This window comes from Actinophytocola sp., assembly GCF_009379765.1.
In the GTDB taxonomy this organism is placed as follows: domain Bacteria; phylum Actinomycetota; class Actinomycetes; order Mycobacteriales; family Pseudonocardiaceae; genus Actinophytocola.
The window spans coordinates 1-26,642 of record NZ_WHTD01000112.1 but is presented as its reverse complement, the minus strand read 5'-3'; the positions used below and the strand labels follow the sequence as shown (position 1 = coordinate 26,642).

The following is a 26,642-nucleotide window of genomic DNA, read 5'->3' as shown; positions in this document are numbered from 1 at the left end:
TGGGCGGCGATGTCGCCGTACCCGACCAAATGCCCGGGAGTGTTGTCCACCCCCAACGCGGCCCGGGCCGGCAACGTGACCTGAACGATGATCTTCGCGTGTTCGAAGTCCTTACCCGCCAACAGGTCCAGGGCGACGTCACTACGGAGTTGGTCGAGGGTCCGGCCGTCGGCGCCGCCGGTGTCCCGGAGCTGATAGGCGATCGCATCGACCCGTTTCGCCGCGACCTGGATCCGCGCGGCCGACCCGTGCACGGTGAGCGCGGAACAGCCGTCCTCGGTCGGATAGTTGTCGACCCGCCGTTGTGCGACCCGCTGCTCGTGCAGGGCTTGCAGGGCGTCGGCGTTCACTCGCGCGACGATCCGCCGCAACACGCGAACCAACTTGACGGCGGGCATGTCCTCGACCCGGTCCAGGATCTCCCCCTCCACCACCGCCGCATCCTCAAGCGACAACGACAGGGTCGCATCAGCGATCTTCGACGCCCGATACGCGTCGAACCGGCCCGCTTTCACCGCCGCCAACGTCCGCGGCAACCGAGTCGCCAACGTCACCGCCAACTCCAGACGCTGCTGCGCGGCGCGGACAGAGATCCGAAACAACGCGGCGACCTCCAGCGCGTCGAACTCGCCACCACTGGCCGCGGCGTACCGGGCGAGTTGCTCCAGTGAGTGTCCCTCGTGCTGCCACGCCGCTCGCGTGAACCCGCGCGCCGTCGCCAACGGCACCGCCTCGGGGGAAGCATCCTCGGGTAGATCGACAATCGGCTCGCACATATGGTCGATTCTACCCGAACCGCAGCACGTTTTCCGTTGCACGGCAACGGTTTCACTCGATCGAGGCGGTGCTCACCCGCCGTGTCCGCTGGAGGCGGAGAACGCCGGGCTGGGGTGGCGTCGGAGCAGAGTTCGCGGAACTCGTCCCAGCCGGTGTGCCACGAACGTGACGGCGGTGCGCGGATGTAGAGCGAAACCACCGCAAGCTGCGTCGGTGAATGAGCCGGGGTGGTGAGCGTTGCGGAAACGGCGTGCCGACGTGAGGCCGAGGAAGTTCGATGTTGCGCCATTGACCGTTGGGACTTGGTTACGGCGTACCCGAGCGCCACAAGGGAGAGCTGTCGATCGGTCAGCTGGCGGGGAAACTCCCTGTCAGGCCAGTAGGACCAGGAACGCCGGTCGGCCGGCGATGCGTATCGGCATCGCCGTCTTGGTCCGGAGGCCCGAAACCTCCGGTTCGGGTAGGAGGGCCGCCGCAAGGCCGTCCGGGCGGAGGACCCGGCCGGTCTCGTACCAGAGCCGGGCCGGTGAGGTGGCGAGGCCGGCGCGCGCCTCGACCTGGCGGCCCCACGGCGGGTTGACCAGCACCCGGTCCACACTCCCCGTCGCCACGGGCAGGTGGCCGGCGTCGGCGTGGGTCAGCGCCGCGAGACCGTTGGCGCGGGCGCACGCCAGCGCATCGAGGGAGGCGTCGACGCCGAGGCGCAGGCCGGGCGACTCGAGCAGCAGGGTGCCCGCGCCGCAACAAGGATCGAGCACCGTCATGCCCGGCTCGACCCCTGCCAGGCGCACCAGGGCCGCGGCCAGTGGCGGATGCACGCTCCCCGGCACCGAGTGTGCGCGGTACGGGCGCCGGTGCAGTGGCCGGCCGGCGACACGCAACGCCAGCACCGCCTCGTCGTCGGCCACGGTGAGTCGCCACGACAGCGCATCGGCCGGCGGGACACGTAGCCGGGGAACGCCGTGCCTGCGGCGTCCTCCAGGTCGTAACGGCTGTAGGTCCGCCGGCCGACGAACGACGCGACCACCTCGACCGCGGGCCCGGCTACCGGGCCGCCGCACCGGGATCGCAACGCCAGCAACGGTGGCGACGACGAGAACCGGGCCGCGGCGGACACGAGCGCGAGATCAGCCCTGGTGCGACCGACCGGGAACACCGAGCCGACCAGGAACACGTCATCGGGTGTGCGCAGGTCCAGGACGGCGGGCGCGGTGAACCACACCTCCCGATGCCGGATCCGCTCCACCCGGCAGAGCCACGCCACGCCAGCGGTCACGTCACCGTCGGAAGTTGAACACGCGGCGGACGCTAACGCGGCCCGAGCCGCCGCGGCGAGTGATTTTCCGGCAGCATGCAACCCGGCGGCGGGAAACGGCGTTCCTAGCCTGTCCACGACCGCGGGAGGATGCCGGGTGGCCGGTTTCGATGGGGACTTCGCCGAGTTCTACGCGGCCCGGTTCGATGCCGCCCGGCGGACCGCGTACGCGCTCTGCGGCAACTGGCTCGAGGCGGAGGAGCTCGCGCAGCAGGGCTTCGTCCGGTTCTACGCCAAGTGGCCCCGGGTCGTCACCGGCAGCGCCGATGCCGGGCCGCGGGCTCGGCGTCCACCAGCCCTCGCCCAACCTGCGGACGCAGATCCACGTCGGGCTGACCGAGATCGCCGAGGGCATGTCCGTCGGCGAGCTCGTCGAGCGACAGGTGCCGCCCGGCCCCGGGGGGAGCCTGCCCACCTGGGAGTACGCCATCGACGTCAGCGACGACGGCGGCATGGGCAGCCTCGTCCTCAGCCTCAGCGAGGTCCAGGGTGAGCCGCTCGCCGCCGCCGACGAGTAGGCGTTCGACGAGGGCAACTGCGAGCCGCCGCAGCGGCTCGAACAACCGGACGGCACCGTGCTGCAGCTCTACCCCTACTGGGCGGGGCTGCCGTTGCAGTCGCTCACCCAGACCCTGCGGATCTACCGGCCGGACGGCCTGCTCCTCGAGCTGACGGTGGCGAGCTGGGGCAGTGAGCACCTCGAGCCGGACCCGAACAGCCCGGGCAGGCCGCGGCGCGTCGCCGTGGGGCGCGAGTCGCTGCCGATCACCGAGGCACAGCTGGCGGAGCTCGGGGTGCGCCTCACGACCTGACTACTGTGGAGGGACGCCCGCCCGAGTAGGAGACCCGGTGACCGACCTGCGTGCCGACTGTGCCAGCTGCTTCGGCCTGTGCTGCGTCGCGCCCGCGTTCGCGAGGTCGGCGGACTTCGCGATCGACAAGCCGGCCGGGCGTCCGTGCGTGAACCTGCTGGCGGACTTCCGCTGCGGCATCCACACCGACCTGCGGGACCGCGGTTTCCCCGGCTGCACGGTGTACGACTGCTTCGGCGCGGGCCAGCACGTCGCCCGGTCCTTCGCCGGCCGGGAATGGCGCTCGTCCCCGGAGGTCGCCGAGTCGATGTTCGCGGTATTCCCGGTCATGCGGGACCTGCACGAGCTGCTCTGGTACCTCACCGAGGCGCTCGACCGCCCGCGGGCGAGGCCGATCCGGGGTGAGCTGCGCCGCGCCTTCGAAGAGACCGAGTCGCTGACCCGCCGGCCGCCCGGCGAGCTGGTCGCCGTGGACGTCAACGCCCATCGCGGTGCCGTCGACACCTGGCTGCTGCGCACGAGCGAGCTGGTGCGGGCCGGCCTGCGCGGCCGTGAGCTGCGCGGTGCGGACCTGATGGGCCGCGACCTCCGCGACGCCGACCTGCGCGGCGCGAACCTGCGCGGGGCCTACCTGATCGGCGCCGACCTCAAGGGCGCGAACCTGGGCCGGGCCGACGTCATCGGCGCGGACCTGCGCGGCGCCGACGTCTGTGCCGCCCGCCTGGCGGAGAGCCTGTTCCTCACCCAGTTCCAGGTGAACGCCGCGCGCGGCGACGCCGCCACCACGCTGCCGGCGACCCTCACCCGTCCCGCGCACTGGCCGGTCTGAGTAGTCGCGCGGTAACCCTGCAGCTCACCAAGGCCGTGCGCCAGTGGACACCGCGCTTCGACCTCAGCGCGGAGCGACGTGCCGCACTGCTCGGCTCCCTGGAGCGGTCCGCACGCGGCCAGGACTCGATCGACTACCCCGGCCGGGGCGTCAGGCGGATCCTCGTCACCGGGTTCGACCGGTTCCAGCTCGACATCGACATCCGGCGCGGCAACCGTCCGGTGCGGCCGCGCTCGCCCTCGACGGCCCGGTCGTGCGGACCGCGAGCGGACCGGCGCGCATCGAGACCGCGACGTTCCCCGTGCGGTGGGGGCCGTTCGCGCAGGGCGTGGTCGAGCGCACGTTGCTGCCCCAGCTCGGCAGGGTCGACATGTTCACCACGATCAGCCAGGGCCGCGTCGGCCGGTTCGACGTCGAGCGCTACAACGGCCGCTGGCGCGGCGGCTACCCGGACAACGACAACGTCTCCAGCACCGGCGTGATCCCGATCCCCGCGGGCGTGCCGACCGTGCTGCCGGCGCCGGAGTTCGTCCCGACCACGTTGCCCTACGCGAAGATCGTCGCCGCGAGCACCGGCCGGTTCCCGGTGTCCGACCACACCTCGGTCGTCGAGATCCCGGCCGGCCAGACCCAGCCGGTGACCCGGCCGAACGGCCCGACGCCGGGCTCGGTCGCCCGGCAGGGCGGGGGCGGGGACTACCTGTCCAAGGAGATCGCCTACCGCGCCACCCTGCTGCGGGACGCGGTCGGCGCCGACATCCCGGGCGGGCACCTGCACACGCCGGTGCTGGAGTTCGGGCCGGGCAACAACACCGAGCTGACCGACCCGGTGTTCGCGACCAACCAGCGCGACATAGTCGACCAGGTACGGGCCGTGCTCGTCGTGGCCGGCGGGACACTCGGTTGAACCTGGTTGGGCCGCGGCCGGCGCCGTGTCAGACTGCGCGGCAATGTCTCAGATGCAGTCACACATGCGCCGCGCCGCGGCTGCCGGCCGGACCACCGAGCGGGTCGGCCCGTTCCTGGCGACGTACTCGGCGGAGTCCACGAACCCGTTCCTCAACTACGCCGTCCCCGACGACGGCGCCCGGCCCACAGCGTCCGATGTGGACGCTCTGACCGCGGCGTACCGGCGCAGGGACCTGCTGCCGCGCCTGGAGTTCCTCGCCGACACCGCGCCCGAGGCCGAGTCGGCACTGCTCGCGGCGGGCTACGTGGCCGAGCGCCGGGTGCCGCTGATGTTGTGCCGACCCGGCTCGGCGGTGCGCAAGCCCGCGCCCGAGGGTATCGAGCTGGTCGTCCCGAGCTCCGATGTGGACTTCGCCGGGCTGGTCAACGCGCAGCACGAGGCGTTCGACGTGCCGGACCCGGCGTCCGAGCTGGACGTCGCGCAGTCCAGGGAGTGGCTCGCCAAGGGCGGCTTCTCCGTGCTCGCGAGGGACATCGCGACCGGCGAGCCGGTGGGCGGCGGCGTGGCCGAGGCCATCGTCGACGGCACGACGGAGGTCGCGGGCATCGGTGTCCGGGGACGGTTCCGCCGCCGCGGCGTCGGTGCGGCCATCACGGCGTGGCTCACCGCCGCCGTCCACGACCAGGGCGCCCGAACGGTGTTCCTGACCCCGGCAGGCGCCGACGAGCAACGCCTCTACGCGAGCGTGGGCTACCAGGCCGCGGACGACATGGTCCACCTGAGCCTGCCCGGCTGATCGGCGCCGTGCACGACGCTGTGCTCAGTGGGTGGCGCGGATCTCGGCCACCGTGGTGCGGGCGAGGTCGGTGTGGTCGACGCCGTCGCGGATGAACCGCACCGCCTCGCTCACCGGGTCGGCCGCGAAGAACTCGCCGGTCCTGCCGGCGGGCGGTATCTGGTGGCCGTGGCGGACCAGGTCCTCGAGGAACTGTGCCTGCGCCTCCCGGTTGAACTCCCGCCAGTGCGCTCGGCCGCGGTCGAGCTCGTCGGCCCACCGGTAGGCGCTCGGCTTGACCTTGGCCTGCGCCCGCAGCGCCTCGAACGTGTACCTGCTGCCCAGGTGCTGGTACTGCCACACGTGCGCGCACTCGTGCACCAGGGTCGCCGGATGGGTGGACTTCTTGAGGTAGATCGTGTTGCCCAGGGTGAACGGCCGGGGGTTCGCGCTGAACACCCCGGCGTACCCGGGCACGAGCCGGATGGCGTCGAGGTTCACCGAGTCCCGGTACACCGCGCTCAGCAGGGCTTTCTCGTCCTCGGTCGGCGGCCGCTGCCGCCACTGCATCCCGAGCACCGCCTGGACGAGCGCGACCACCTTGCCCAGGACCACGATGCCACCGCCGGCCGCCGCGGCCGGCATCGCGCGGGTGGCCAGCCCGCCGACGCTCGCCAGCACGGACCCGACCAGGCTCGCGGCCGCCACGACCACCCCACCCAGCCAGCGACCCGGGCCGGGCACCCGGCAGAGCGCGTCGCCGGCCCGGTTGCCGGCGGCGTCGATGCCGAGGTCCCTACCCATCCGGTCGCTTCCGCTTGGCGGTCAGGTGGGTGGAGCCTAGATTCGACGTCGTGCGAGGTACAACGCCCGAACGGGTGGCGAGCGGTGCCTGAGGGGGACACCGTCCACCAGACCGCGCGGCGGCTCACCGAGGCGCTGGGCGGTGCCACCCTGCGCCGCGCCGAGCTGCGCCACCCCCGACTGTCCACTGTGGAGCTCAAGGGTCGGGTGTTCGACCGGGCCCGATCGGTGGGCAAGCACCTGTTCCTCCGCTTCGGCGGCGGGCTCAGCCTGCACTGCCACCTCGGCATGGACGGGTCGTGGCGCATCTACGACCCCGGCCGCCGCGCGCCAGGCTGATCAGCGAACATGTCCGTAGCACCCGGTGAGACGATCACGGCTCTGTCGCAACTCAACTTGCCTCGGAAACCGGGGTCAGCCAGCGAGGATGCTGTCGGCGTGGCGGTGTAGAGGTTCGGCGAGGTCGGGGTAGTCACCGCCGTCGATACGGCTGAGCAGCCGGGCGAGCACGTAAAGTTGCGCGAGCCGTCCGGCTGGTGTGTCGAGTGTCCTGGCGAACGAGGTGTGTACCTGGTCGGCGATCGTCGGCACGAGCAGGCTGTAGCAGTACAAGGTGGCCTCGTCAATGCCGGCCGGACCGGTGCCCCACAGTTCCCAGTCGAGTAGGCCGAATCGTGGGCGCAGGAGGTTGGACCAGTGTAGGTCACCGTGCACGGTCGCCCACTGCGTGACGGTCGTGTCGACGTCGTCGCCGAACCGCTCGCGGATACGCCAGGTGACCTTCTCTTGGTCGGCGTTGACCCGGTGCGTTGGTGTCGCCGTCAGCGTCGCGAGGGCGCCGTCGAGATCAGCCCACCAGTGCGCCGTGAGGTCGGGCCGGTCGCGGAGCACGTCTGTCGGCGAGCACGGCTCGCCGGACAGGTGGGTCATCACCTCCGCGCGCTGGCAGCGCCCGTCGGTCCACTCGTAGACGTCGAGCACTCGGGGCTTGCGGATGCCGCTGATCGCGTCGGCATCGACGGTGCCGGTCCAGTGTGCGCCGGTTGCCCATTCTGGTTCCTGCGACACGACCCGCAGCCAGCGATCCCCACCAGTACCCACGGTCGGGGCACTGACCGACCGCAGCCGCCAGCCGAAGACCGGCTCACCGGTCACAGTCAGGTCGAAGTGATGTGCGGCGTGGTCGAGGTTGTCACGCATCCATTGCGCGAAATGTGCGTCTGCTGCTGCGGTGTCCATCAGTCCGTGATGTGGCGTAGGAAGAATTCGGGATCGTTGAGGAAGCGCTGCCAACTAGCGACCACTCCGAGTTGGTTCCATGACGAGCGCTGGCTACCGAAGTCGCCGATTTCGATGATGTCCGCGCCGGGTGTCGCGGCCAGCAGGGGCGAGTGCGTCGCGCAGATGACCTGGGCACCCGACTGGCCAAGCTGGTGCATAAGGGCGACTAGTCGCATGCACGAGGTGAACGACAGCGCTGCCTCCGGCTCGTCCATGAGGTATAGCCCAGGCTCGTTAAACATTGCGGAAAACACGGTGAGGAATCCTTCACCGTGGCTCATTTCCGAGGTGTCCTCGTCCCAGTAACCGCGCATGCCGCTTACCACTTCCATGAATCCGAACGCGGTTTCAGCACGCAGAAAATAGCCTTTTTGCCGCGATCGCGAGCCTCCCCGCATTCGCGAGCCTTCCGCAGTCGACTCCAGCCGGAGCACTTCACCGAGCGGCGTCTTGGGTCGGGCGTTGCCGTACTTGCGGCCGGCTCGTCCGCCGTGCGCGTCCAACCCGTACGCCTCGGCGAATGCCTCGACCAGGGTGGACTTGCCCGATCCGTTCTCGCCGACCAGGAAGGTCACCGGCCGGGTGAACGTCAGGCCGTGGTCGAGCAACTCCCGCACACACGGGACGGTGTACGGCCACACGTCTAGCTCGTCTGGTCCCAACGACACAGGCACATGCGCGCGGCGGACAAGCACGGGTACGACTCCCTCAGTAGTGGGGCGCGCAGTTTCCCGTCGGACGGCAGTTGCCTGCCGGACGGCATGACGGACTGCATGACGGCGAGCACTGCGGGTCGCACATTGTCGATGGGCAGCACTTCGGGTTGCACGCGGCCTCCGGACCGAAACTCACCGCGAGCGCTTCCTCGGTCTGGCGCATCGTTGGACCTGTGATGATCTCCGCGAGGCTTCGTTCACGCACGTTGCCGACGGTGATCCACCGGGAGAACACGCACGGCCAGACCGACCCGTCCGGGGCTATGGCGATCTTGTCTTGTCCGCAGTGCCCACATAGTTGCGCCAGGCTCGGTTGTTCAGTGCGCACGCCTCGGCCGACCTGACGTAGATGATCGCGGCCGAATTCGGTAACTCCGAGACCGCGCAGGTCGGCCTCGGCCGCGTTGACCCGTTGGTCGTCAGCGAGGTCAATCAGTCCTACGCGCAGCGGGATCGACCTACGCACCGCCTCAGCGATGTTTGCCCGGGTCCGGGCATGACTGCCCCGGCCACGGGTGATCGACTCGTGCTCGGCGGCATCGTCGGTGTAATAGCTCGTCGCGACCCGAACACCAGGCTGCGCGAACACGGTCCACATCAACGGTGACACGTGCACCAGGTTCGTGTACACCTCGACCTGCACCCCACGGCTCAGCGCGCGGTCGACCAGCTCGGGCAGAGCGCGGTAGAGCGTGGGCTCGCCGCCGATGAACTGCACCATGCCAGTACCCAGACCGGCCGCCTGGTCAATGACGTTCGACCAATCCTCGGCCGTCATCACTCCATCGGAGCCCTGCGGACCGGACGCTGCATAGCAGTGCGTGCAGCTCAACTGACAGCGACCGGTGACCTCCAGCCAGATAAAGGACGGGCGTCGCAAACTCTCCACCTCCACATGTCGACCACTACAGCCACCGCAGTACCGACACAGCCCCCGTCGCCACGAGTGCGTCGAGGGCTGTGCTCGTCAACGGTCAGGCCGACTGGACTCGCGCCAGGGCGGTAGTACCGTCGTCATGCCATCTCCAGCGCGGGCGATGAGCCCAGAAGGGCTGAGTTCCTGGGCTCGCCGCCCATCGGGGTCAGCGGTCCAGGTTGCCAGCCTTGGCCGCCGCCAGCAGCCCAGTCAGGTCGACGACCAGCGTCGACCCGGCTGGGTTCTTCGAGTCGCGGACCGCGCCAACATTGGCAAGCTCGACACACTGGCCGTTCCCGCCGCTTCGGCTCGACTTCCGCCACCTGGCACGGGTCGTATCCATCGCCGTGCCTCCCTTCTTCATCTCTCGCAGGGGACTACACCAGGCTATCTAGGAGGGTGATCGTGTCCTCGCGTGAGAGGGCCAGAGACCGCAGCCGGTGGAACACCTCGGTGTACCGAGTGATGTCGCCGGGCCGCTCCTGCCACAGCTCGCCGTTTTCGTTCTCGAGGTAGACGCAATCCATGTCGTCGAAACCTTCCGGGAACCGCAGAAGCGTGAACGGGCACTTCATGCCCGGATGAGCACCAACGGAGAACGGCAGCACCTGAATGTTGATCTTCGGTCGGCGTGCCATCGTCGCGACGTGGAGCAGTTGACTTCGCATGGTCTCCGGACCACCGACCGGCCAGCGGATGACCGCTTCGCTCATCACGATGTGCAGCTCGGCGGGGTTCTCCCGGTCGAGCTGGGACTGGCGGGCGGTGCGCAGTTCGACTGACCTGCGTAGCTCGTCGTCGGTGATGTTTGGGTATGCGGCACGGGCGACGGCCTCGGCGTACTCCGGGGTCTGGAGCAGGCCGTCGATCAACTCGGACGTGTAGGTCCAGATCTGGTCGGCATCGGACTCCAGGTCAACGTAGGTAGCGAACCAGTCAGGGATCGTGTCCGAGAACGCGATCCACCAGCCCACGTCGTCGCTCTCCTCCGCGAGCCTGATCAACGTATCCATGGTGGGAGCCCCGACGCCGCACGCTTGCAGGATCAACTTCACGTTGCGCGGCAGGATCGCCTGACGACCATTCTCGATCTTGCTGATGGTGCCCGGCTGAAGTCGAGCCTCCTTGGTCACATCCCTCTGCGACAGCCCGGCTGACTCGCGGGCTCGTCGCAGCTCCTTGCCGAGCTTGCGCCGTCGCAGCGTCTGACCGACTTCGGCCAAGATCACCCTCCTGTCTCGACGTGGGCGTTGTGCGCCCACAGTCTGACGGACGACTCAGGGCTCAAGTCACCCCTGTTCACTCATTTGAATGTGTACTCGCGAAAGTTTCCTGAGTATGGTTTCCTGAGTCGGCACGCTGTGCGTAGCACTGTAGCCGACCGCCCGTCCCTCGCGTCATCTGCTCTCGCAGGGGCAAGACGCGAGGGATGGGTGCCAGAACTCAGCAGGAAGGGAGGCGACCAGCATGAAAACGACCTGCGATCGCTTCTGCTGGATGACTTCGCAGGATGGCGGCGTCGAGCACGCCGTGACCGATGACGCGCAGGCGTCCGGCATCGAGGCCGGCAAGGGCTGGTTTGAGCCGCTCTGCGGCCAGGGGTTCTTGGTCGCCTGCATGGATGCTGGGCCGCGCGGCAGGTGCGCCCGATGCGAGCTGTTCGTTCGTGCGCGAGCTGACCTTCGTGATTTCGAGCAGCGCATGACCGAGTACCGCCGGCCAGGCTGGCTGTCTCGGTTGTTGTGCCGCTACAAGCAACCGGCAGGCGTGGGTGATCCGACGGAGCCCCTTAACGCGCCCACGTCTGCCGGTCTCCAGCCATCGGCGGGCGCGGTCTGCGCACCCGAGGATCTGACCACGGCCTCGGCAATCGCGCCTGCCGGTGCCCATCGTCGGGGGAGGCATGCGGCATGAGCGGCGGCAACTCCAATCCGCCGGACATGAAGACCGAGATGGTCGCTGCGCTCGAAGCCCTGTTCTTGGCCGACGAGCGGTGGAGGCAGACGCTGTCTCCCGGTACGACGCTGATTCAGCGGAGCTGGGACAACGGCACGGTGGACACGCTTGTCCTGCTCAGCTCTGCCACCGCCTACGCGGTTCGCGAGACTGCGGACGGCAAGCGGCCGTGGTCGGTCACGGGCTCCGCGACGCTGGTGGTCGATGCGGTGCGCCAGGTCGTTCCCCCGGACGACCCGAACGCGCCGAAGGCTCCTGACGCGGGTCTACCGATGGGCGAGTGGCGATGAGCCGTGACTCACGCCCCGCGGTCCGCACCCGACGAGCCCGAGGGCTGGCCCGGCGTATTCCAGCCGATGCAGCACTACGTCCCAAGCGGCTCGCGCCGGCTTCTGCTGCGCGGCGATCTCGTCGCCTTAGCGGTCTGCGATGCGTTGTGCAGGTACTCGAGCACCCCCGCCCCGGCACTGCCTGGTGCCCGAAGTGCCGACGGTTGAGTCTCGACACTGCCGCACGCCCAGCGAACTGGCCCGAATATGACCCCGACAGCTTTCCTGTTACTGCCGATCGCGGCGACCTTCATCGGCCTGGCGATCCGCGACATCGTCCGGGACGCGCACGGGTTACGTAGCCAACGCTCCCACTGAGACTCCGGTGGACGTGGCGGAACCCCGACCTGGCACGTCCACCGGACCATTCCTTGGCCCGATCAGGCATGAAGTCCGTTGTGCCGTCCGGCCAACAGCCGCAACCCAAGGAGATCAACATTTACAGCGACATGGTGGTCAGCTCGTGGGTCAAGATCCGCGAAGGCTGTCCGATCACGCTCGACCTCGTTGGAGACGAGGTCCACGTTCAGTTCGGCGACAACGCGCGAACCGGTAGCTCCGAGATCATTCTCGACGTCGAGGCGTTCCGCGAGGTCATGCGTCTCGGCGGCAACGCGATGCGGGAGTTCGACGAGACGCACGCCCACGAGGACGACGAGCGCGAGGAGTCGGCCGCGTGAACAATCCGCCCCGCGTAGAGGCATGGTTGGAGATCCCCGACGACTGCCGGATGGCCGTCGCCCTCACCTTTGCGGACGAACTCCGGTTCACCTTGGGGAACTCGCCCCAGGATGCCGTGACCATCGTGTTCGAGCGGCTCGCCCTGGAGCGGTTCGTGCAGCTCGCCAACGATGCCTTGAAGCTGACGCTGCCCAAGAACCTGAAGGCCGACCTGCCCGAGCTGGCGAACACGTATAGGGGAGGGCTCTGATGTCTCGGTCGCAACTGCCGACGATCAAGGCGCACGCCCGAATCAGGGGAGACGACCGAACAAAGCTCAGAGAGCGAGTCGCTCGGCAGTACGAGCACGGAGCGTCGATTCGCGCGCTGGCCAACGAGACCGGCCGTTCCTATGGGGTTCATCCACCGCCTACTCAGCGAGTCGTCGGTGACTCTGCGCGGACGTGGCGGTCCGCCGCGACGCGGACGCGGGTGATTGCCGGGTGGGCAGGTTCGAGAAGCCGAAGGACAAGACCGTGATCAGCCGTGAGGATGCGCGGATCATCCAGGAGAACGCGAATCGGGCGCGCAAGGCAGGAACGCCAAACGACATGATCATCGCCAAGTCGGCCGAGGGACCTGTCACTGGCCGTCGACGCCGCCGAGCTGCCGGCGGTGCCGTCGTTCTTCTCCAACTCCGCGGCGACCCTTCCGGTCCGCCTCGGCTGAGGCCCCGCAGAAGTCCCGTAGAAAGCAGAAAGCGGTCGGTCAGCGTCTCGCTGGTCGACCGCTCGACGGCCCGTCAGCGCGGCCTCTGCGCGCGCCGCGCTGTGCGTCTGTCAACCCGATCTCAGGCTCGGGGTCGGTTCCGTCGAGTCGTCACCCGAGCTGTCCTTCTTCGGCAGGCTCTCCATGACCCTGCCGGTGGTGATCCCGGTCCGGCGGCGCAGCCGGGCCACCTGGGCCCGTCCGGCCGCGAGGCTCGCCGAGCGGCCGGCGGAGCGGGCCCGGCTGTAGGCCCGGTCGATCAGCGGGATCGTCTTGCCGATCGTCTGTGCCTCTCCGGGGAGCTGCACCCAGCCGCGGTAGGCCTGGCCGCCGACGTCGAGCTCGACCAGCGGCTTGAACGTCGTCTCGTCGATCCCGTCGTAGCCCTGGCGGACCACCGAACGGTGGATGTAGTCCGACACGACCAGGACGAGTGGCTCGGAGGTCTGCCGGAGGGCGTCCTTGACCTCCTGGGCGTCGACCAGCCGGGCGGTGATGTTGACGTCCTCGCCGAACGCCCCGCGGGGGTCGAAGTGGGCGTCCCCGGCGTGCACGGCCACCCGGAGCCGGAACTCCCTCGTCGGGTGGTCGGCGGCGTGCTTGCGCAGCAGCTTGTGCAGTGCGGGCACGAACGTGCTCACGACCATGGTCTTGGGAACCTGGTTCACGGGGTGCACGTAGGCGATGAGGCCGTCCCCGCGGTCGGTGTACTCGTCGAGCAGGTCCTTGGTGATTCCGCAGGCCTCCAGTGCGGCTTCGAAGATCTCGTAGAGATCGTTGCGGAGGACTGCGGTGTCGTAGTTGTTCCTAGTGGTGGAACCCTCGATATCCACTGCGATCATGGTGCGATGCAGTGGCACTGGCGACAGGGGACTCATGACGATCACCCCGCCGGCAGCTCATTGGAGGGCGACCGTCGCGGCGAAGCGGGGACGCTCACACCGGGACGAGTCGGCTAGTCGGAGATGTTGCGACAAGGACTTCATCACAGCTCCTACCTCGAGCCTCCCACCTCGTGGGCGGAAGGTACGGACACTCGTCCGGTCAGCCGCGATTCAAACTTCAGTAAACTTCAGCTAGACTGGGCCGAACTACCACGATGTTCAGAGTAAGTGGTGAAGTGCTGGATAGGCAAGCGGTCGGCGGGAGTGTACGGAGGGTGAGTACAGTCCAGCTCGAACTTTGCTGAACCCGGAACGTTGCCAGCGTGTCAAGAGAATCCCGATGGTCACCCCCTATTTGGTACATGTACACTTTCCACTTTCGGCATCCAAACTGAAGTTCATTGAAGGACGTGATGTCGTGAACTCGGCTGAAGGGTCCGCCGCTCTGGCGCAGCGGCTCAGTGACCTGCGCGAAGGCGGCGGGTGGCCCGGCCGGCACATCACGCAGGCCGAGCTCGCCGAGGCGTTCGGGATCAGCGTGCCGTCGATCTCGTCCTGGGAGAACCAGGCGGCGGTGCCGCCCCGCAGGCGGCTGGAGGCCTACGCTACTTTCTTCGCCACAGAACGATCAGTGGCGGAGATCCCGTACCGACTGATCGGCTACGACCAGCTGACCCCGGAGGAGCTCACCCGCCGAGGTGCGCTCCTTCGCGAGCTGGTCGGCCTGCGGGACAACGTCCAAACCGGGGCTTCCGCCGCCACGACCACCACTCCGTTCACCGGGAGCCCGTGGCAGTTCACAGCGGACCAGAACATCACGATCGTCGGGTCCGAGCTCCCCGTGCGGCTCAAGGCCAAGCTCCCCAACGCGGATCCCGGTGACCCCGACTTCGTCGACCTGTACAAGTACGCCGACCTGGACGCCATGCTCGAGCTGCACGGCCACGTCCGGGCGGCCAACCCCAACAGCGACGTCTACGTCCGTACCCCCGCCGAGCTGGAGCCGGACCACTACACCAGCCACCTGATCCTCCTCGGTGGCGTCGACTGGAACTTCGTCACGAAGGACCTGCTGGACCGGGTCGAGCTCCCGGTGCGCCAGCTGGCCCGGCCGGACGTGGACAACCCGGGTGGCTTCGAGGTCGGTGAAGGGGAGCGGGTGAAGCTGTTCGCGCCGAAGGTGAGGAAGGTCGGTGACCGGGTGACCCTGCTCGAGGACGTCGCGCTCTTCTACCGGGCGCCCAACCCGTTCAACGAGAAGCGGACCGTCACGATCTGCAACGGCATGTTCGGCCGCGGCACCTACGGAGTGGTCAGGGCTCTGACCGACGCGAGGTTCCGGGATCGCAACGCCAAGTACCTCGGCGACCGTTTCTCCGGTGTCAACCAGTTCAGCATCATCAGCAGTGTCCAGATCGTCGCCGGCAGAGTGCTCACCCCGGACTGGACGAAGCCCAAGTACAACCTCCACGAGTGGCCGGTGACTGAATGAGCGATACAGCGCCCGCGGACCGTTCTCCTGAAACGGTTTCGCCGGACCATCACGGTTCCCACCGGCACCTGCTCCACAAGCCGCCTGAGCACGAGATTCGCCCCAGGCCGGTGGACGCGATCATCGTGCCCACGGTGCGGTACGCCACGGCGTTGGAGCCCACCATCGACCTGGCCGCCAAGCTCGACTGCACGCTCGTCGTGCTGTGCAGCGGATGGTCCACGCCGAGCGCCATCGCCGTGCTGGCGCGCAAGAAGAACGTCGAGCTCGTCGCTGTCGACGTCCGCAACCTGCCGCGCAGCGTGATGCCGGAGTTCGCGACCGACAAGCTCATCAGGGGCAGCCGGTTCGAGCGGCGGACCGACACCAGCCTCAAGCGCAACCTCGGCCTCCTCCTCGCCAGGCTGGTCGGCTGGGAGCGCGTCGTCTTCCTCGACGACGACATCATCGTCTCCGAGTCGAAGGACCTGGAGGACGCGGCCGGGCTGACCGACAGCTACGCCGGGGTCGGGATGGCGATCGGCGGCTTCCCCGACAACTCGGTCGTCTGCCACGCCTACCGGGCGGCGGGCGGCGCGCAGGAGACGTTCATCGGCGGCGGCGCGCTCGCGGTCGGCCGCGACTCGATCACGTCGTTCTTCCCCAACATCTACAACGAGGACTGGTTCTTCCTCCTCGGGGACAAGGACCTGCGGCCGACCGCCATCACGGGGACGGTGCTGCAGAAGCCCTATGACCCGTTCGCCGATCACATGCGTGCGCGGCTGGAGGAGCTGGGCGACTGCCTGGCGGAAGGGCTGTTCTGGCTGTTCGACACCGGAAGGCAGATCAAGGACGCCGACGTCCGCTTCTGGCGCCAGTTCCTGAAGAGGCGGGTCTCCTTCATCTCCAAGGTGATCGCCATGGTCGGCGGGATGCGGCCCGATGCCGAGCGGGGACGGATGCTCGACTCGCTGAAGGCCGCTCGCGGTAGGTGCCAGCTCATCACTCCGGAGCTGTGCGTCCGCTATCTCGAAGCCTGGCAGGCCGACCGGCTGACCTGGAGCATCCGCTCCGACATGTTCTTCCGCAAGTACGCGAAGGGTCGGCAGGACCGCAGCCCCCGGGCCATGCTCTCCGTACTCGGGCTCGGGTCGATGACCACGTTCGTGTCACAGCGGCTTGACCATGATGTGGCAGATCTCGATGTTCCGCGGGCCGTCGCCGTCGGTGAGGGACATGCATTCGACCGTGGAGTACGGCCACTCCCGGTAGCCAAGCCGGGCGTAGAGACGGGCGGCGCGGACGTTGTTGACATCAACCGCCAGCGCAACGCGGTCGTAGCCCTTGGCGTACAGCCACTTCTCGCCGGCCTTGATGAGTCGGGTGCCGATGCCCCGGGCTCGGTGTGCGGCGTGAGTCTCGAGGTGGGTTAGCAGGGGCGTGTCCAGCAGGTGCTCGCGGATCTCGGGCTCCTCCGCGGGCTCCAGCCAGAGGTAGACAACGCCCACCGGATGACTGTCCTGCCATGCCGTCAGCAGCCGGCCGAGGCCCTGATCTTGGCGGGAAAGTCGGTCGGCGAAGAACAGCTGCTGGCCCATGGCCTGGGTCAGCGCCGGTAGGTCCGTCGAGCGGGCCTCTCGTATCTGCAGGTCACCCATGGCTTGAGGTCAACAGTACCGAAAGCCCGGCCCGCCGCCGGGGAAACGGCGAACGGGACGGACTCCGGGAGAAACCACGTCAGGTCGAGTAAACCTCCAGCTCAGCGAGTTGCCCGGCCGGCCACCCGGTGTTCGCGGTGAAGGTCAGGCGGAGAAAGCGCTGGCTCGTCTGCACGTTCACGGTTGCCGTATTTCCGGTCGCCGGGTCGAACGTGTGTCCCGCCGAGCCGGATACCGTTGTATACGTGGAACCGTTGGTACTTCCGGACACCGACAGCGTCTGGGTGCGGGTCGCCCACGCGGCCTGCGGCGGCAGCTTCAGCACCACCCGGCGCACCGCCACGGTGCCACCCAGGTCGACCGTGATCGACTGGGGGAACGCGTCGTTGCTGCTTTCCCAGTAGCTGCCGATATTCCCGTCGACCGCGTTCGCCGGCGGGAAGCCGCCCTGCGAGCCCGACGCGCTGATCGGCTTGTGCAGGGCCAGGTTCCCGGCGGGCGGGTCCGGCGGGTCGGTCGGGTCGGTGGGGCCGCCGCCGTTGTCGCCGTCGTACACCGGGGTCGGCCACGGGCCGCAGTAAGTCGTGCTGAAGCCCGCGTTCCCGCCCTGGTCCACCAGGCCCAACAGGACATCCGGGGACTGGCAGTTGTACGTGCCGGCCCGGCCGATGCCCGTGGCCACCACGTCCTTGATCGTGCCGGTGGCTCGGGTCTGGTACTGGATCGCGAACGTGCCGGCGCCGGTGATCCGGACGCCGTCGAAGTGGATGTCGGTCGTGGCGCCGTCGATGAACTGGATCGCCTCGTAGCTGCTGTCCACGATGTCCATGTCGGACACATTGATCCGGCCGGTCAGCGGCGAGTCGCGGCCGTCGAACCACAGCGCGCCGACGCCGAACTGCCAGTTGGAGTCGAGCACCCCGGACCGGATCGCCGTGTTGCGCGCGACGGTCGTCGTGCCGGACAACGGAACCGCGCTGAACCGGTTGGCGATGTGGATCCCGCCGCCCTGGTCCTGGGTCTCGGCCACCACGTTGTCGGTCACGCTGATGTCGCTGCCGCCGTAGATCGCGATGCTGTTGGCCAGGATCGGAAGGATCACCGTGTTGAAGGAGAACGTGTTGCCCTGGTTGGCCTGCGTCTCCGCCCACATCGCCAGGCCGTCGTCGCCGGAGTTGCGCACGAAGTTGTCGGTCACCACGGTGTTGCTGATGCCACGGTGCAGGTTCAGCCCGTCCGCGGTCTGGTCGAGGATCCGGTTGCCGCGCACGGTCAGGCCGGAGAACGGGCCGTCCAGCCAGAGCCCGACCTTCGTGTGCTGGATCCACAGTCCGGACACGACCGAGCCGCCGCCCAGCGCGCCGCCGATCGCGTTCGACTGGTCGCAGTCCACCCGCTCGGTGACGTCGCCGATGATCGCGAAGTCGTGCAGCTTCACGTTGGCGCTCACTCCCGGCACCTCGGGGTTGCCCGGGTAGTTCGCGTGCCCGCAGCTCGCCGGCTCGCCCTTGCCGAACAGGCCGGGCCTGCTGCCGCGCAGCTCGGTGTGCCACTGGCCGGCGCCGCGGATCGTGATCTGGTCGACGGTGATGTGCCGGTTCAGCGTGAACACGCCGGCCGGGACCCACACCTCCTTGTTCTGGCCGCGAGCCGCCGCGATCGCCGCGTCGAACGCGCCCGCGTCGTCGGAGGAGTCGTTCGGCGTGGCGCCGTACTCGGTGACGGACAAGGAGTTCGACGGGGCCTGCGCGGGCCCGGCGACCTGCTCGAAGTCCGCGAGGTCGACCGTGGTCGGGGTCGAGCCGGCGTCGACCTGCAGCCGGACCTTCCCGCCCTGGGGGACGGTGGCGCCCAGGAGCACCCGGGTCTCGTCGTAGAAGTGGTGCGCCTTGCCGTCGCCAGGCCGGTTCGTGAACGGGTACGAGCCGTAGTACCAGCCGTAGCGGGAGGTCAGCGCGACGTCGCGGTCCTTCGACCCGTTGACGTACAGGCCGATCGACGAGTCGATGCCGGTGCCCGCCGAGTTGTCCGGGAGGCTGTACCGGAAGGTGACCGAGTTCGCCGGCGCCGACAGCGTGAACTCCACGTACCGGCCCTGGCCGGACAGCGTCACGGCCTTGCGACCGGACGCCTCGCCGGGCAGCGTGCCGGCCGTGCGGCTCGGGCCGATCACCGTCCCGTTCGTCGCGACGTTCTCGGCCTCCTGCTCAAGGAAACCGACCGCGGCGCCGCGGCCGTCGACGTCGAGCGGCGACACCGCCGCGGCCGCCGCGGCGAGCGCGGGCGCCGGTCCGCCGGCCGTGCCGACCGAGACGACGGCCAGCCCGGAGGCCGAGAGCACGGCGACGACGGCGGCGCCGAGTCTGGCCGTTCCACTGACCGGACGGGGGTTTCTGGGCACGCTGAGGACACGTGGGGACACGGGGCGACACTCGCCTTCCTTGGCTTGTGTGCGGTCGATGCAGGGCACGACGGGGTTGCCGTCGAGTGTGGGTCAGATCATATAAATCACGGACAACGTGGCGCAAGAGTTCTACGGAACTACGAAAATACCCGACCGGTCGAGCATCGTCTGCGGCATACATCGGATCTAACAGCTCGCATGATCGTGCAAGACGTCAACTTTCGACCTTGACTACCCATATACCTCGGATGTTCACTGGTCGTGACATCTCCGCCCTGCTGCTCTTTCCCGGAGAGGACCGAGTCGTGCGCACCGTGTCCAAGGTCATCGTTGCCCTTGCCGTCCTCGCGACCCCGCTGGCGGGCCTGCCCGCCGCCCCACCCGCCGCCGCGTCCCCCACCGACGCCGCGTTCAGCACCTCCAGCGGCGTCCTCGACGTCGACCACGCGAGCTATCTGTCCAAACACGACATCGTCTACAACCGGCCCAACACCAACCCGAACCACGGGCTCACCGTCGGCAACGGCCGGACCGGCGCGATGGCCTGGCAGGCCAACGGGCTCACCATGCAGGTGTCCGGTGTGGACGTCTCGCAGCAGACCGCGTTCGGCGCGGGCCTGGTGAACCTCGCCACCACGCCGGCGATGGACTCCGGCTACAGCACCTACGAGCAGCGCCTTTCCCTCTACGACGGGACGTTGACGACCAGGTACGACTCGAACCGGACCGTCACCGTGATGGGCTCGCCCAACTCCGAGGTGATGGGCATCCACGTCGACGACGCCCGCGGCGGCGTCTCCGGCATCACCCTGGAACTGTCCCTCTGGGACGTCGCGAACCTCGGCAACAGCGGCGACGTGCCCGACATCGACACCTGGCGCACCGTGTCCACGTACGCCGACGCGAGCGGCGCGGGTCTGAGCCGTGGCCAGGCCGACCCGCAGCACTTCGGCTACACGCTCGCCGCCACCGTCGAGGGAGCGAACTACTCGGCGTCGGTGGTGAACGGCAGCCGGGTCCGGCTCTCGATCACCCCGACGTCGAGCTACACGATCTGGTTCACCGCGGCCACGAGGCTGAACGCGCCGGGCAACAACTCGGTCGACCAGGCCAGGAACGCGCTCAACGCGGTGCGGAGCACCGGCTACAGCACGACGCTCACCAGCTACCGCAGCTGGTGGCATTCGTTCTGGGACAGGTCGTTCGTGCAGTACTCGGGCCTGGGCGGCGACGCGGACTACATGGAGAACGTCTACTACCTCAGCACCTTCCTGGTCGCCGCGGGCGGCTACGGCAACTACCCGTTCCACTTCATCAACGGCGTCTTCCGCGCGACCGGCGACTCGACGAAATGGAGCAACGCCTACTGGTACTGGAACCAGCGCGACGTCTACAACTCGTTCCTGGCCTCCAACCACGTCGACCTGATGAACACCTTCAACCGCCTGTACAGCCGCAACTTCGCCGCGCTCAAGGCGTACACCCAGACCAGGTACGGTGTCGACGGCCTGTGGGTGCCGGAGACGATGGGCTGGGACGGCAACGCCCGGGGCACGGTCGGCAGCGACTACACCAAGAACATCCTGTCGACCGGCTACGAGGCCGCGTACAACATGTACCTGCAGTACCGGTACACCAATGACGGCGACTATCTGCGCGACACCGCGTACCCGTACATGCGTGAGGTGGCCAAGTTCTACTCGCGCATGCTGTCGGTGGACGGCGCGGGCAAGTACTACATGGCGAGCTCCAACTCGCACGAGACGTACTGGAACGTGCGCAACGCGATCACCGACCTCGCGGCGGTGCGCAGCCTCTTCCCGCTTGCTGTCCGGGTCTCCCAGCAGCTCGGCCTCGACGCGGACCTTCGCCCGCAGTGGCAGCACAACCTCGACAACCTGGTGCCGTACCCGACCGAGAGCGGCGCGTACGTGCCGCACCAGCCGCCGATCGCGCAGACGCGCAACAACGAGAACGTGGCCGCGGAGCTGATCTGGCCCTACGACATCACCGGCATCGGCTACCCGGACCACCAGACCGCGGTGAACACGTGGAACCGTCGTCCGTTCCCGTACGGCAACGTGTGGGCCAACGACGCGGTCCAGGCCGCGCGGCTCGGGCTGGGCGACCAGACGTACCAGGGCATGAAGACCATGCTGCGGCAGTACCAGAACTACCCGAACGGCTTCACCAACAACACGAACGGCGTGTTCGAGTACCACGGCGTGCACCTGTCGGCGATGAACGAGTCGCTGCTGCAGTCCTACAACGACAAGATCCGGGTGTTCCCAGCGGTGCCGGGCGACTCGTCGTTCGTCGGCAAGTTCACCCTGCTGGCCAAGAACGGGTTCCTGGTGAGCGCGGAGGGCGAGGCCGGTGAGACCAAGTACGTCGGCCTGCGCAGCCAGTGGGGTGCCACGGCGCGAGTCGTGAACCCGTGGGGTGGCCAGCAGGTGCGGGTGCGCCGCGCGTCGGACAACGCCATCCTGCTGACCACGTCCGCGGCCGAGCTCGAGTTCGCCACCGCGGCCGGCACCGTGTACGTCGTGGAACGGACGGCCAAGCCGCTCACCGACTACGGCCACGTCCGGCTCACCGGGACGCGGAACCAGGGCGCGAAGTCGTTGAGCGGCACCGCGTCCACCCTGGGTCTCGACGCCACCGCGGGCGGGCTCGTCAACGACACCGAGGGCACCTACGACACCGACTGGTACCGCACCACCAACCGGGGCTACGGCGACTACAACGACGACACCCACCACAGCACGGTGGTCAACGCGGTCGCGTCGTACACGTTCACCGGCACGGGGATCGAGTACCTGTCCGAACGCAACGGGGATATGGGCCCGGTGGACGTCTACCTGGACGACCAGTTCCAGGCCACCGTGGACCTGCGGGCGAGCGGTGCCCGCCAGGTGCAGCAGGTGGTCTGGCAGCGCGGCGGTCTGCCCCGGTCCCAGCACACGATCCGCGTGGTCAACCGCAGCACCTCGGTGGGCATGATCGACGCCTTCCGGATCGTCCCGTAGCGGGCGGAACCGCCGGGCCGGTGGGGCGAGAGCGCCGCGAGTCCAACGCTCAGGACCCGCGAGTCCAACGCTCAGGACCCGCCGCCCGGCGGCTACAGACCGACTCCGCTACCTGGTCTTCTTGCCGACGCCGGCCCAGACGACGGCATGGCTCGGGGTGTCGAAGGTGATCGGTGTGGCGTTCGGGCCGGTCTGCTCCGGGTGCCACTGCGGCGACCACACGGTGCCCGGCTCGACGAGCTCGAAGTCGCCGAACAGCGAGTCGATCTCGGCCCGGGGGCGCCAGATCACCTTGTTGCTGCTCGAGGTGTCGTACATGCGCTTGAGGTCTGCCAACCGCTGGGTGAGCTCGGACGGGGTTCCCTCATCCGTCGCGTGGGAGATCGCCAGGTACGAGCCGGGAGCCAGGAGCTCGCGGTAGCGGGCGAGCGACTGCTCGCTGATGTCGGTGCCGTCCGGGCCGGGCTGGAACACGTGCAGCACGGCGATGATCAGCAGGGCGACCGGCTCCTCGGGGTCGAGGACGCCGGTGGCGACGGCGTCGCGCCACAAGCCGTCCGGGTCGCGCAGGTCGGCGTGGATCACCGCGTGTCGGGTGGGGTCGCCCTCCTTGTCCAGCAGCAACTCGCCGTGCGCCACCGCCACCGGCTCGTTGTCGACGTAGACGACCCGGGTGTCGGGGGCGACCTCGTCGGCGACCTGGTGGGTGTTTCCCGCGGTCGGCACGCCCGCGCCGATATCGAGGAACTGGCGCACGCCGAGCTTGGCGAGATGCCGCACAACCCTGTTCAGGAACAGCCGGTTGGCCACCGCTATGTTCTTGACCAGTGGGAACCTGTCGAGAACTCGTTCGCCGAACTCGCGGTCGATCGCCCAGTTCGCGGTGCCGCCGAGATAGTAGTCGTAAACCCGGGCGACGCTGGGCCGGGTGAGGTCGACGCCTTTGGGTGGAATCGGCTCTGACGACTCAGGCACAGAAATCAAGTCCTTCCCACGGTTGGCCGGTTTCTCATGCTATCCGGTGTGGCCGCGGCGAGGAACCTACTCGTTGTCCGGCCACGTCCACCCGGCGCGCGTGTCGGCGACGAGGTCCTGGAGAAATTTCTTGCTGTCGTCCGGGCTGAGGGCGGCCTGATGCAACTGGGTCCACTTCGCGCGGCAATTCGCCACGACTTTCTGCGCGGTGGAGATGCGCGTGCTGATCAGGTTCTCGTTGTAGGCGAAGTCCGCCCGCGCACCGGCGAAACTCAGGATCGTGAAGTCCGGCTCGGCGAATGGGATGTCGGCTTCGAAGGTGAGTATCTGCAGGACAAGCCGTTCGTGGGTGTCGCAGAGCCGCAGGAGATGTTCCGCCTGGTCCACCACGAGCGCAGGCGTACGCCCGCCGGGCATGCGGTGCAGCGACGACTCGCTCAGCACGACCTGGTAGAGCGGCGGGTCCGCCACGGTGAAGATCACGGCGCGACCGAGCCGTCTGCGCAGTTCCGGGACCACGTTCTGCACGCCGTCGAGCGCGAACTGCTTGAGCATGTAGTGCTCGGACTGCAACGGGCCCGGAATTCGCTCCTGGTGCCAGGCCAGGATCTCGGTCGCGTCGGCCTCGGCGTCGAGGAGGCGCTCGAACGCGACCGGCTGCTTGCGACCGGTCCGGTTGCCCCGGCGGCGCCGGCCGGCCAGCGCGGTCAGCCGGGCCCGTTCCTGGCCGGTGATCCGGCAGAGATCCAGTATCACCTCGAGGTCGTCCCGCCCGACGGACTCGGTCGTGGAGTCCTCGATCTTCTGGATCTTGCCCTGCCCGCAGCCCAGTGCCCTCGCGACATCGTGCTGCGTCAGATCGGCGCGTTCGCGTGCCTTACGCAGTTCGCGCCCCAACTGGAACAGACGCTTAGTGGCCTTTTCTGCCACCCGATCTCCACCAATCACTCGGAAGAACGACAGAGTTCCCCGAGCGTAGGCGACGGTCGGTCACCGGACAAAATCATTCGCCACTCGGTCGTACGGCCGGACGTGGCGGGGATCAATCCAGGTTTCCCGGATTTCTTGATCAGCTCACCGGCTGCCACGGGCGAGAAATCCGATCCATTCCCGGCTGCTGAAGATCAAGATTTCGCCGCCGCCCGACTTCGAGTCCCGCACGCCGACGACGCCGTGGTCACCGTGGTCGCCGTGGTTGAGCTCGACGCAGTTGTTGCCGGACGGGCCGCACCGGCTGGCCCGGACCCAGCCGTCGTCGGAAAAGGTAGGCCGCCGCGTGGTGATGTTCATGGTCACTCCCCATCATGTTGGTCATGAACACGATTAATCCTGCCGGGCGACTAATCCGGGGACAACCCCGCGTGACAACATCGTTGCGCACCGCGACGGCCCGCGGAAACCCGGGAGCGGTTCGGAATGCGCCATCTCGGTTCCGATTAATCGGATTGGGTGCCGTTCAGTGCGGCTGTTCAGTCGCGCTGTTCGCGCCGAGCCATTCATCGTGGGTTTCGCACCGTTCGGCGCACGTGTTGATCGGCCGGAGAAGTCGATCACCCGTTCCGGCAATATGGAATTAGTTCGAATCTGACGCCTACCTGGGGGTGGCGTCAGCCGACAACCGAAAAAAGTGCGGCTCCCTGGTGGTTCAGGGAGCCGCATCGGCTGCTACTCGAAAATACGGAGTCAAGGAGCACCAACCATGTCGAGTATAGAACCCCAACCCCCGATTAATCCACCCGAGGATCGCAATGGCTGTCTTGCGCGCACGGTCGTCGTGATCCACCCTGGCCGGCACCGCGCGGGTGCCGACTCCTGGATGGATCTGGCGGAGCGGTCCCTGCAGTCGTGGCCGATCACGCTGCGCGTCGCGCTGCTGCTGGTGGTCCTGTTCACCGGCACCGCCGCGGTGGCCGCCGTGCTCGGCGTGGCCGGCCAGCTGGTGCTCGCCGCGCTCGGGCTCCGCGCGCACCAACGGCATCGGCGCAGGCTCGCGGAGCTCCGATCCCACATCGAGGACTGACGTGGCCGTGCATCATCGAGGTGTGGACGTCACGACCTGGTACCTCGAGCAGACCGATCCCTCCGCGCTGCGCCCGGCGGGCAGCGTCCCGACCCCCGTGACCCGGGCGGAGGTGGTGAGCCCGGAGCTGAACAGGTTCCTCTACACCTCGGTCGGCGGCGACTGGTACTGGATCGACCGGCTCGGCTGGACGTGGCGGCAGTGGCTCGACCGGCTGGACCGCCCCGGCGTCGAGACATGGGTGGCGATGGTCCAGGGCACCCCGGCCGGGTACGTCGAGCTCGACGGCGGCGTTCCCGACGGAGAGGTCGAGCTCGCGTACTTCGGCCTGCTGCCGGCCTTTGTGGGCAAGGGGCTCGGCGGCCACCTGCTCACCGAGGGGATCCGCAGGGCGTGGGGACTGGCCGACCGCTGGCCGGGGCACGCGCCGACGCGCCGGGTGTGGGTGCACACGTGCTCGACGGACGGCCCGGCCGCGCTGGCCAACTACCGGGCGCGCGGCATGCGGCTCTACCGGACCGAGCAGGTGACCGTCGAGCTGCCGGCCGTGCCACCCGGCCCGTGGCCCGGCGCCGGCCGGGGATGACCTGATCGTTTGTACTATTCCGGCACCCGGCGCGAGGAGGTCGACAGGTGACCGTGGTCGTGGGCGTCGACGGCGCCGGGCGGACGTACCGCCTGGGCCGGCTGGCGGCCGCGTCCGGGACGGCGGCCTGGTGGGTCACCGGCTCCGCCGACGGGTTGGCGGCCGCCCGCGCCGAGGGCTCGCTCGTCGTCGTGGACGACGCGCACCGGCTGCCCGCCGACACCTTGCGCGCGCTCGCCGCGGCGGCCCGGGACGGGGCGCGGATGGTGATGTCGCGCAGGCCCACCATCGACCGCCCGGAGCTGGCCGAGCTCGACGAGGCCGTGTCGGCCACCGGCGGCGTCGAGCTGATGGGCCCGCTGGGTCGCGACGAGCTGGCCGCGCTGGTGGCCACGGTGACCGGCCGGCCGGTGTCGCCGGAGACCGCCGCGGCCGTGCACGACGCGTCGGCCGGGCTCGCAGCGGTGGCCGTCGCCGTCGCCGCGGCCGAAGGCCCCGACCCGGCGCCGGCGCTGGTGGCGCGGGTGCAGCGGCGGTTCGCGATCCTCCCGCCGGACGTCGGCGCGGTCGGCCGGGTGCTGGCGCTGCGCCTCGACCTGACCGACGACATGCTCGCCACGGCCGCCGAGCTCCCGGCCGGCTCGCTGCCCGCGCCGCTGCGCACCCTGCGCGACGAGGGCCTGCTGGTTCCCGGTGGCGAGCGGATGATCCCGGCGGTCGCCGAGGCGGTGCTGGGCGAGCTGCCCGCGGCCGAGCGCCGCCGG

30 protein-coding genes and 2 pseudogenes are annotated in these 26,642 nt (G+C 68.7%); 17 read left to right on the top strand and 15 right to left on the bottom strand.

Annotation, left to right across the window (positions count from 1 at the left end):
- From GEV28_RS28710 to GEV28_RS28700, 3 genes are all read right to left on the bottom strand, one after another.
- A partial coding sequence (locus GEV28_RS28710) for a DUF222 domain-containing protein (protein WP_291415536.1) occupies nucleotides 1–776 on the bottom strand: 776 nt, incomplete at its 3' end.
- A gap of 372 nt (nucleotides 777–1,148) precedes the next feature.
- Nucleotides 1,149–1,568: a methyltransferase domain-containing protein gene (locus tag GEV28_RS28705; RefSeq protein WP_291415538.1), complete on the bottom strand. Its 420-nt coding sequence runs from the start codon at nucleotides 1,566–1,568 to the stop codon at nucleotides 1,149–1,151.
- Nucleotides 1,538–2,053 (bottom strand): hypothetical protein, encoded by a 516-nt coding sequence (locus GEV28_RS28700; RefSeq protein WP_291415535.1) that lies wholly within the window; start codon nucleotides 2,051–2,053, stop codon nucleotides 1,538–1,540. The genes GEV28_RS28705 and GEV28_RS28700 overlap by 31 nt, the downstream gene beginning before the upstream one ends.
- A 305-nt stretch (nucleotides 2,054–2,358) precedes the next feature.
- On the opposite strand from GEV28_RS28700, the gene GEV28_RS28690 reads away from it, so the two are divergent.
- From GEV28_RS28690 to GEV28_RS28670, 5 genes are all read left to right on the top strand, one after another.
- Nucleotides 2,359–2,610 (top strand): hypothetical protein, encoded by a 252-nt coding sequence (locus GEV28_RS28690; RefSeq protein WP_291415539.1) that lies wholly within the window; start codon nucleotides 2,359–2,361, stop codon nucleotides 2,608–2,610.
- A 57-nt stretch (nucleotides 2,611–2,667) separates the two neighbouring features.
- Nucleotides 2,668–2,904 (top strand): hypothetical protein, encoded by a 237-nt coding sequence (locus GEV28_RS28685; protein ID WP_291415534.1) that lies wholly within the window; start codon nucleotides 2,668–2,670, stop codon nucleotides 2,902–2,904.
- Nucleotides 2,905–2,941: 37 nt separating this feature from the next.
- Nucleotides 2,942–3,733: a pentapeptide repeat-containing protein gene (locus GEV28_RS28680; RefSeq protein WP_291415533.1), complete on the top strand. Its 792-nt coding sequence runs from the start codon at nucleotides 2,942–2,944 to the stop codon at nucleotides 3,731–3,733.
- A gap of 253 nt (nucleotides 3,734–3,986) precedes the next feature.
- Nucleotides 3,987–4,640, top strand: coding sequence for a hypothetical protein (locus GEV28_RS28675; protein WP_291415532.1), 654 nt, complete (start codon nucleotides 3,987–3,989; stop codon nucleotides 4,638–4,640).
- A 52-nt stretch (nucleotides 4,641–4,692) separates the two neighbouring features.
- A complete protein-coding gene (locus GEV28_RS28670) occupies nucleotides 4,693–5,439 on the top strand; it encodes a GNAT family N-acetyltransferase (protein ID WP_291415531.1) in 747 nt (248 codons plus the stop codon).
- Nucleotides 5,440–5,463: 24 nt separating this feature from the next.
- On the opposite strand, the gene GEV28_RS28665 is transcribed toward GEV28_RS28670, so the two are convergent.
- Entirely contained in the window at nucleotides 5,464–6,222 is a 759-nt protein-coding gene (locus GEV28_RS28665; protein WP_291415530.1) for a hypothetical protein, read from the bottom strand.
- An 84-nt stretch (nucleotides 6,223–6,306) separates the two neighbouring features.
- On the opposite strand from GEV28_RS28665, the gene GEV28_RS28660 reads away from it, so the two are divergent.
- The gene (locus GEV28_RS28660; RefSeq protein WP_291415528.1) at nucleotides 6,307–6,561 is read left to right on the top strand and encodes a DNA-formamidopyrimidine glycosylase family protein; all 255 of its coding nucleotides are present in this window, start codon (nucleotides 6,307–6,309) and stop codon (nucleotides 6,559–6,561) included.
- Nucleotides 6,562–6,636: 75 nt separating this feature from the next.
- Here the strand turns inward: GEV28_RS28660 and GEV28_RS28655 are convergent, their stop codons facing one another.
- From GEV28_RS28655 to GEV28_RS28635, 5 genes are all read right to left on the bottom strand, one after another.
- Entirely contained in the window at nucleotides 6,637–7,422 is a 786-nt protein-coding gene (locus tag GEV28_RS28655; protein ID WP_291415526.1) for a phosphotransferase, read from the bottom strand.
- A 38-nt stretch (nucleotides 7,423–7,460) separates the two neighbouring features.
- Nucleotides 7,461–8,120 (bottom strand): AAA family ATPase, encoded by a 660-nt coding sequence (locus GEV28_RS28650; RefSeq protein ID WP_291415524.1) that lies wholly within the window; start codon nucleotides 8,118–8,120, stop codon nucleotides 7,461–7,463.
- Nucleotides 8,121–8,211: 91 nt separating this feature from the next.
- The gene (locus GEV28_RS28645) at nucleotides 8,212–9,108 is read right to left on the bottom strand and encodes a radical SAM protein (protein ID WP_291415537.1); all 897 of its coding nucleotides are present in this window, start codon (nucleotides 9,106–9,108) and stop codon (nucleotides 8,212–8,214) included.
- A gap of 193 nt (nucleotides 9,109–9,301) precedes the next feature.
- Nucleotides 9,302–9,478 carry a DUF397 domain-containing protein gene (locus GEV28_RS28640; RefSeq protein ID WP_291415522.1) on the bottom strand — a complete coding sequence of 59 codons (177 nt, stop codon included), beginning with the start codon at nucleotides 9,476–9,478 and terminating at the stop codon, nucleotides 9,302–9,304.
- A gap of 34 nt (nucleotides 9,479–9,512) precedes the next feature.
- Nucleotides 9,513–10,358: a helix-turn-helix transcriptional regulator gene (locus GEV28_RS28635; protein ID WP_291415520.1), complete on the bottom strand. Its 846-nt coding sequence runs from the start codon at nucleotides 10,356–10,358 to the stop codon at nucleotides 9,513–9,515.
- 244 nt (nucleotides 10,359–10,602) lie between these two features.
- On the opposite strand from GEV28_RS28635, the gene GEV28_RS28630 reads away from it, so the two are divergent.
- From GEV28_RS28630 to GEV28_RS42625, 6 genes and pseudogenes are all read left to right on the top strand, one after another.
- Nucleotides 10,603–11,049: a hypothetical protein gene (locus GEV28_RS28630; protein WP_291415518.1), complete on the top strand. Its 447-nt coding sequence runs from the start codon at nucleotides 10,603–10,605 to the stop codon at nucleotides 11,047–11,049.
- Nucleotides 11,046–11,381, top strand: coding sequence for a hypothetical protein (locus GEV28_RS28625; RefSeq protein ID WP_291415517.1), 336 nt, complete (start codon nucleotides 11,046–11,048; stop codon nucleotides 11,379–11,381). The genes GEV28_RS28630 and GEV28_RS28625 overlap by 4 nt, the downstream gene beginning before the upstream one ends.
- Nucleotides 11,382–11,806: 425 nt before the next feature.
- A complete protein-coding gene (locus GEV28_RS28620) occupies nucleotides 11,807–12,100 on the top strand; it encodes a hypothetical protein (RefSeq protein WP_291415515.1) in 294 nt (97 codons plus the stop codon).
- Nucleotides 12,097–12,351 carry a hypothetical protein gene (locus tag GEV28_RS28615; protein ID WP_291415513.1) on the top strand — a complete coding sequence of 85 codons (255 nt, stop codon included), beginning with the start codon at nucleotides 12,097–12,099 and terminating at the stop codon, nucleotides 12,349–12,351. Before GEV28_RS28620 ends, GEV28_RS28615 begins: the two co-directional genes overlap by 4 nt.
- Nucleotides 12,351–12,506, top strand: a pseudogene (locus GEV28_RS42630) (helix-turn-helix domain-containing protein); the annotation flags it as partial. The gene GEV28_RS28615 and the pseudogene GEV28_RS42630, both read left to right, overlap by 1 nt.
- Nucleotides 12,493–12,576 carry a helix-turn-helix domain-containing protein gene (locus tag GEV28_RS42625; protein ID WP_367115210.1) on the top strand — a complete coding sequence of 28 codons (84 nt, stop codon included), beginning with the start codon at nucleotides 12,493–12,495 and terminating at the stop codon, nucleotides 12,574–12,576. The pseudogene GEV28_RS42630 and the gene GEV28_RS42625, both read left to right, overlap by 14 nt.
- Before the next feature lie 343 nt (nucleotides 12,577–12,919).
- On the opposite strand, the gene GEV28_RS28605 is transcribed toward GEV28_RS42625, so the two are convergent.
- Nucleotides 12,920–13,690 (bottom strand): hypothetical protein, encoded by a 771-nt coding sequence (locus GEV28_RS28605; protein ID WP_291415512.1) that lies wholly within the window; start codon nucleotides 13,688–13,690, stop codon nucleotides 12,920–12,922.
- A 460-nt stretch (nucleotides 13,691–14,150) separates the two neighbouring features.
- On the opposite strand from GEV28_RS28605, the gene GEV28_RS28600 reads away from it, so the two are divergent.
- Nucleotides 14,151–15,224: a helix-turn-helix transcriptional regulator gene (locus GEV28_RS28600; RefSeq protein WP_291415510.1), complete on the top strand. Its 1,074-nt coding sequence runs from the start codon at nucleotides 14,151–14,153 to the stop codon at nucleotides 15,222–15,224.
- Nucleotides 15,225–16,375: 1,151 nt separating this feature from the next.
- Here GEV28_RS28600 and GEV28_RS42620 read toward each other — a convergent pair.
- Both GEV28_RS42620 and GEV28_RS28590 read right to left on the bottom strand, forming a co-directional pair.
- Complete coding sequence (locus GEV28_RS42620) at nucleotides 16,376–16,804, bottom strand: GNAT family N-acetyltransferase (RefSeq protein WP_367115209.1); 429 nt, start codon at nucleotides 16,802–16,804, stop codon at nucleotides 16,376–16,378.
- A gap of 139 nt (nucleotides 16,805–16,943) precedes the next feature.
- Nucleotides 16,944–19,265, bottom strand: a complete 2,322-nt coding sequence (locus tag GEV28_RS28590) for a discoidin domain-containing protein (protein ID WP_291415506.1) — start codon at nucleotides 19,263–19,265, stop codon at nucleotides 16,944–16,946.
- 251 nt (nucleotides 19,266–19,516) lie between these two features.
- Between GEV28_RS28590 and GEV28_RS28585 the strand changes: the two genes are divergently transcribed.
- Complete coding sequence (locus tag GEV28_RS28585; protein WP_291415504.1) at nucleotides 19,517–22,297, top strand: hypothetical protein; 2,781 nt, start codon at nucleotides 19,517–19,519, stop codon at nucleotides 22,295–22,297.
- Nucleotides 22,298–22,405: 108 nt separating this feature from the next.
- Here the strand turns inward: GEV28_RS28585 and GEV28_RS28580 are convergent, their stop codons facing one another.
- The 3 genes from GEV28_RS28580 to GEV28_RS28570 form a co-directional block, all read right to left on the bottom strand.
- A complete protein-coding gene (locus tag GEV28_RS28580) occupies nucleotides 22,406–23,272 on the bottom strand; it encodes an SAM-dependent methyltransferase (RefSeq protein WP_291415502.1) in 867 nt (288 codons plus the stop codon).
- 66 nt (nucleotides 23,273–23,338) lie between these two features.
- Complete coding sequence (locus GEV28_RS28575) at nucleotides 23,339–24,202, bottom strand: helix-turn-helix transcriptional regulator (RefSeq protein ID WP_291415501.1); 864 nt, start codon at nucleotides 24,200–24,202, stop codon at nucleotides 23,339–23,341.
- A gap of 144 nt (nucleotides 24,203–24,346) precedes the next feature.
- The gene (locus GEV28_RS28570) at nucleotides 24,347–24,562 is read right to left on the bottom strand and encodes a DUF397 domain-containing protein (RefSeq protein ID WP_291415499.1); all 216 of its coding nucleotides are present in this window, start codon (nucleotides 24,560–24,562) and stop codon (nucleotides 24,347–24,349) included.
- 484 nt (nucleotides 24,563–25,046) lie between these two features.
- On the opposite strand from GEV28_RS28570, the gene GEV28_RS28565 reads away from it, so the two are divergent.
- From GEV28_RS28565 to GEV28_RS28555, 3 genes and pseudogenes are all read left to right on the top strand, one after another.
- On the top strand, nucleotides 25,047–25,292 hold the full coding sequence (locus tag GEV28_RS28565; protein ID WP_291415498.1) for a hypothetical protein: 246 nt from the start codon (nucleotides 25,047–25,049) through the stop codon (nucleotides 25,290–25,292).
- Between the two features lie 22 nt (nucleotides 25,293–25,314).
- Nucleotides 25,315–25,878, top strand: a complete 564-nt coding sequence (locus tag GEV28_RS28560; protein ID WP_291415496.1) for a GNAT family N-acetyltransferase — start codon at nucleotides 25,315–25,317, stop codon at nucleotides 25,876–25,878.
- A 47-nt stretch (nucleotides 25,879–25,925) separates the two neighbouring features.
- Nucleotides 25,926–26,642 (top strand): annotated as a pseudogene (locus GEV28_RS28555) (hypothetical protein); the annotation flags it as partial.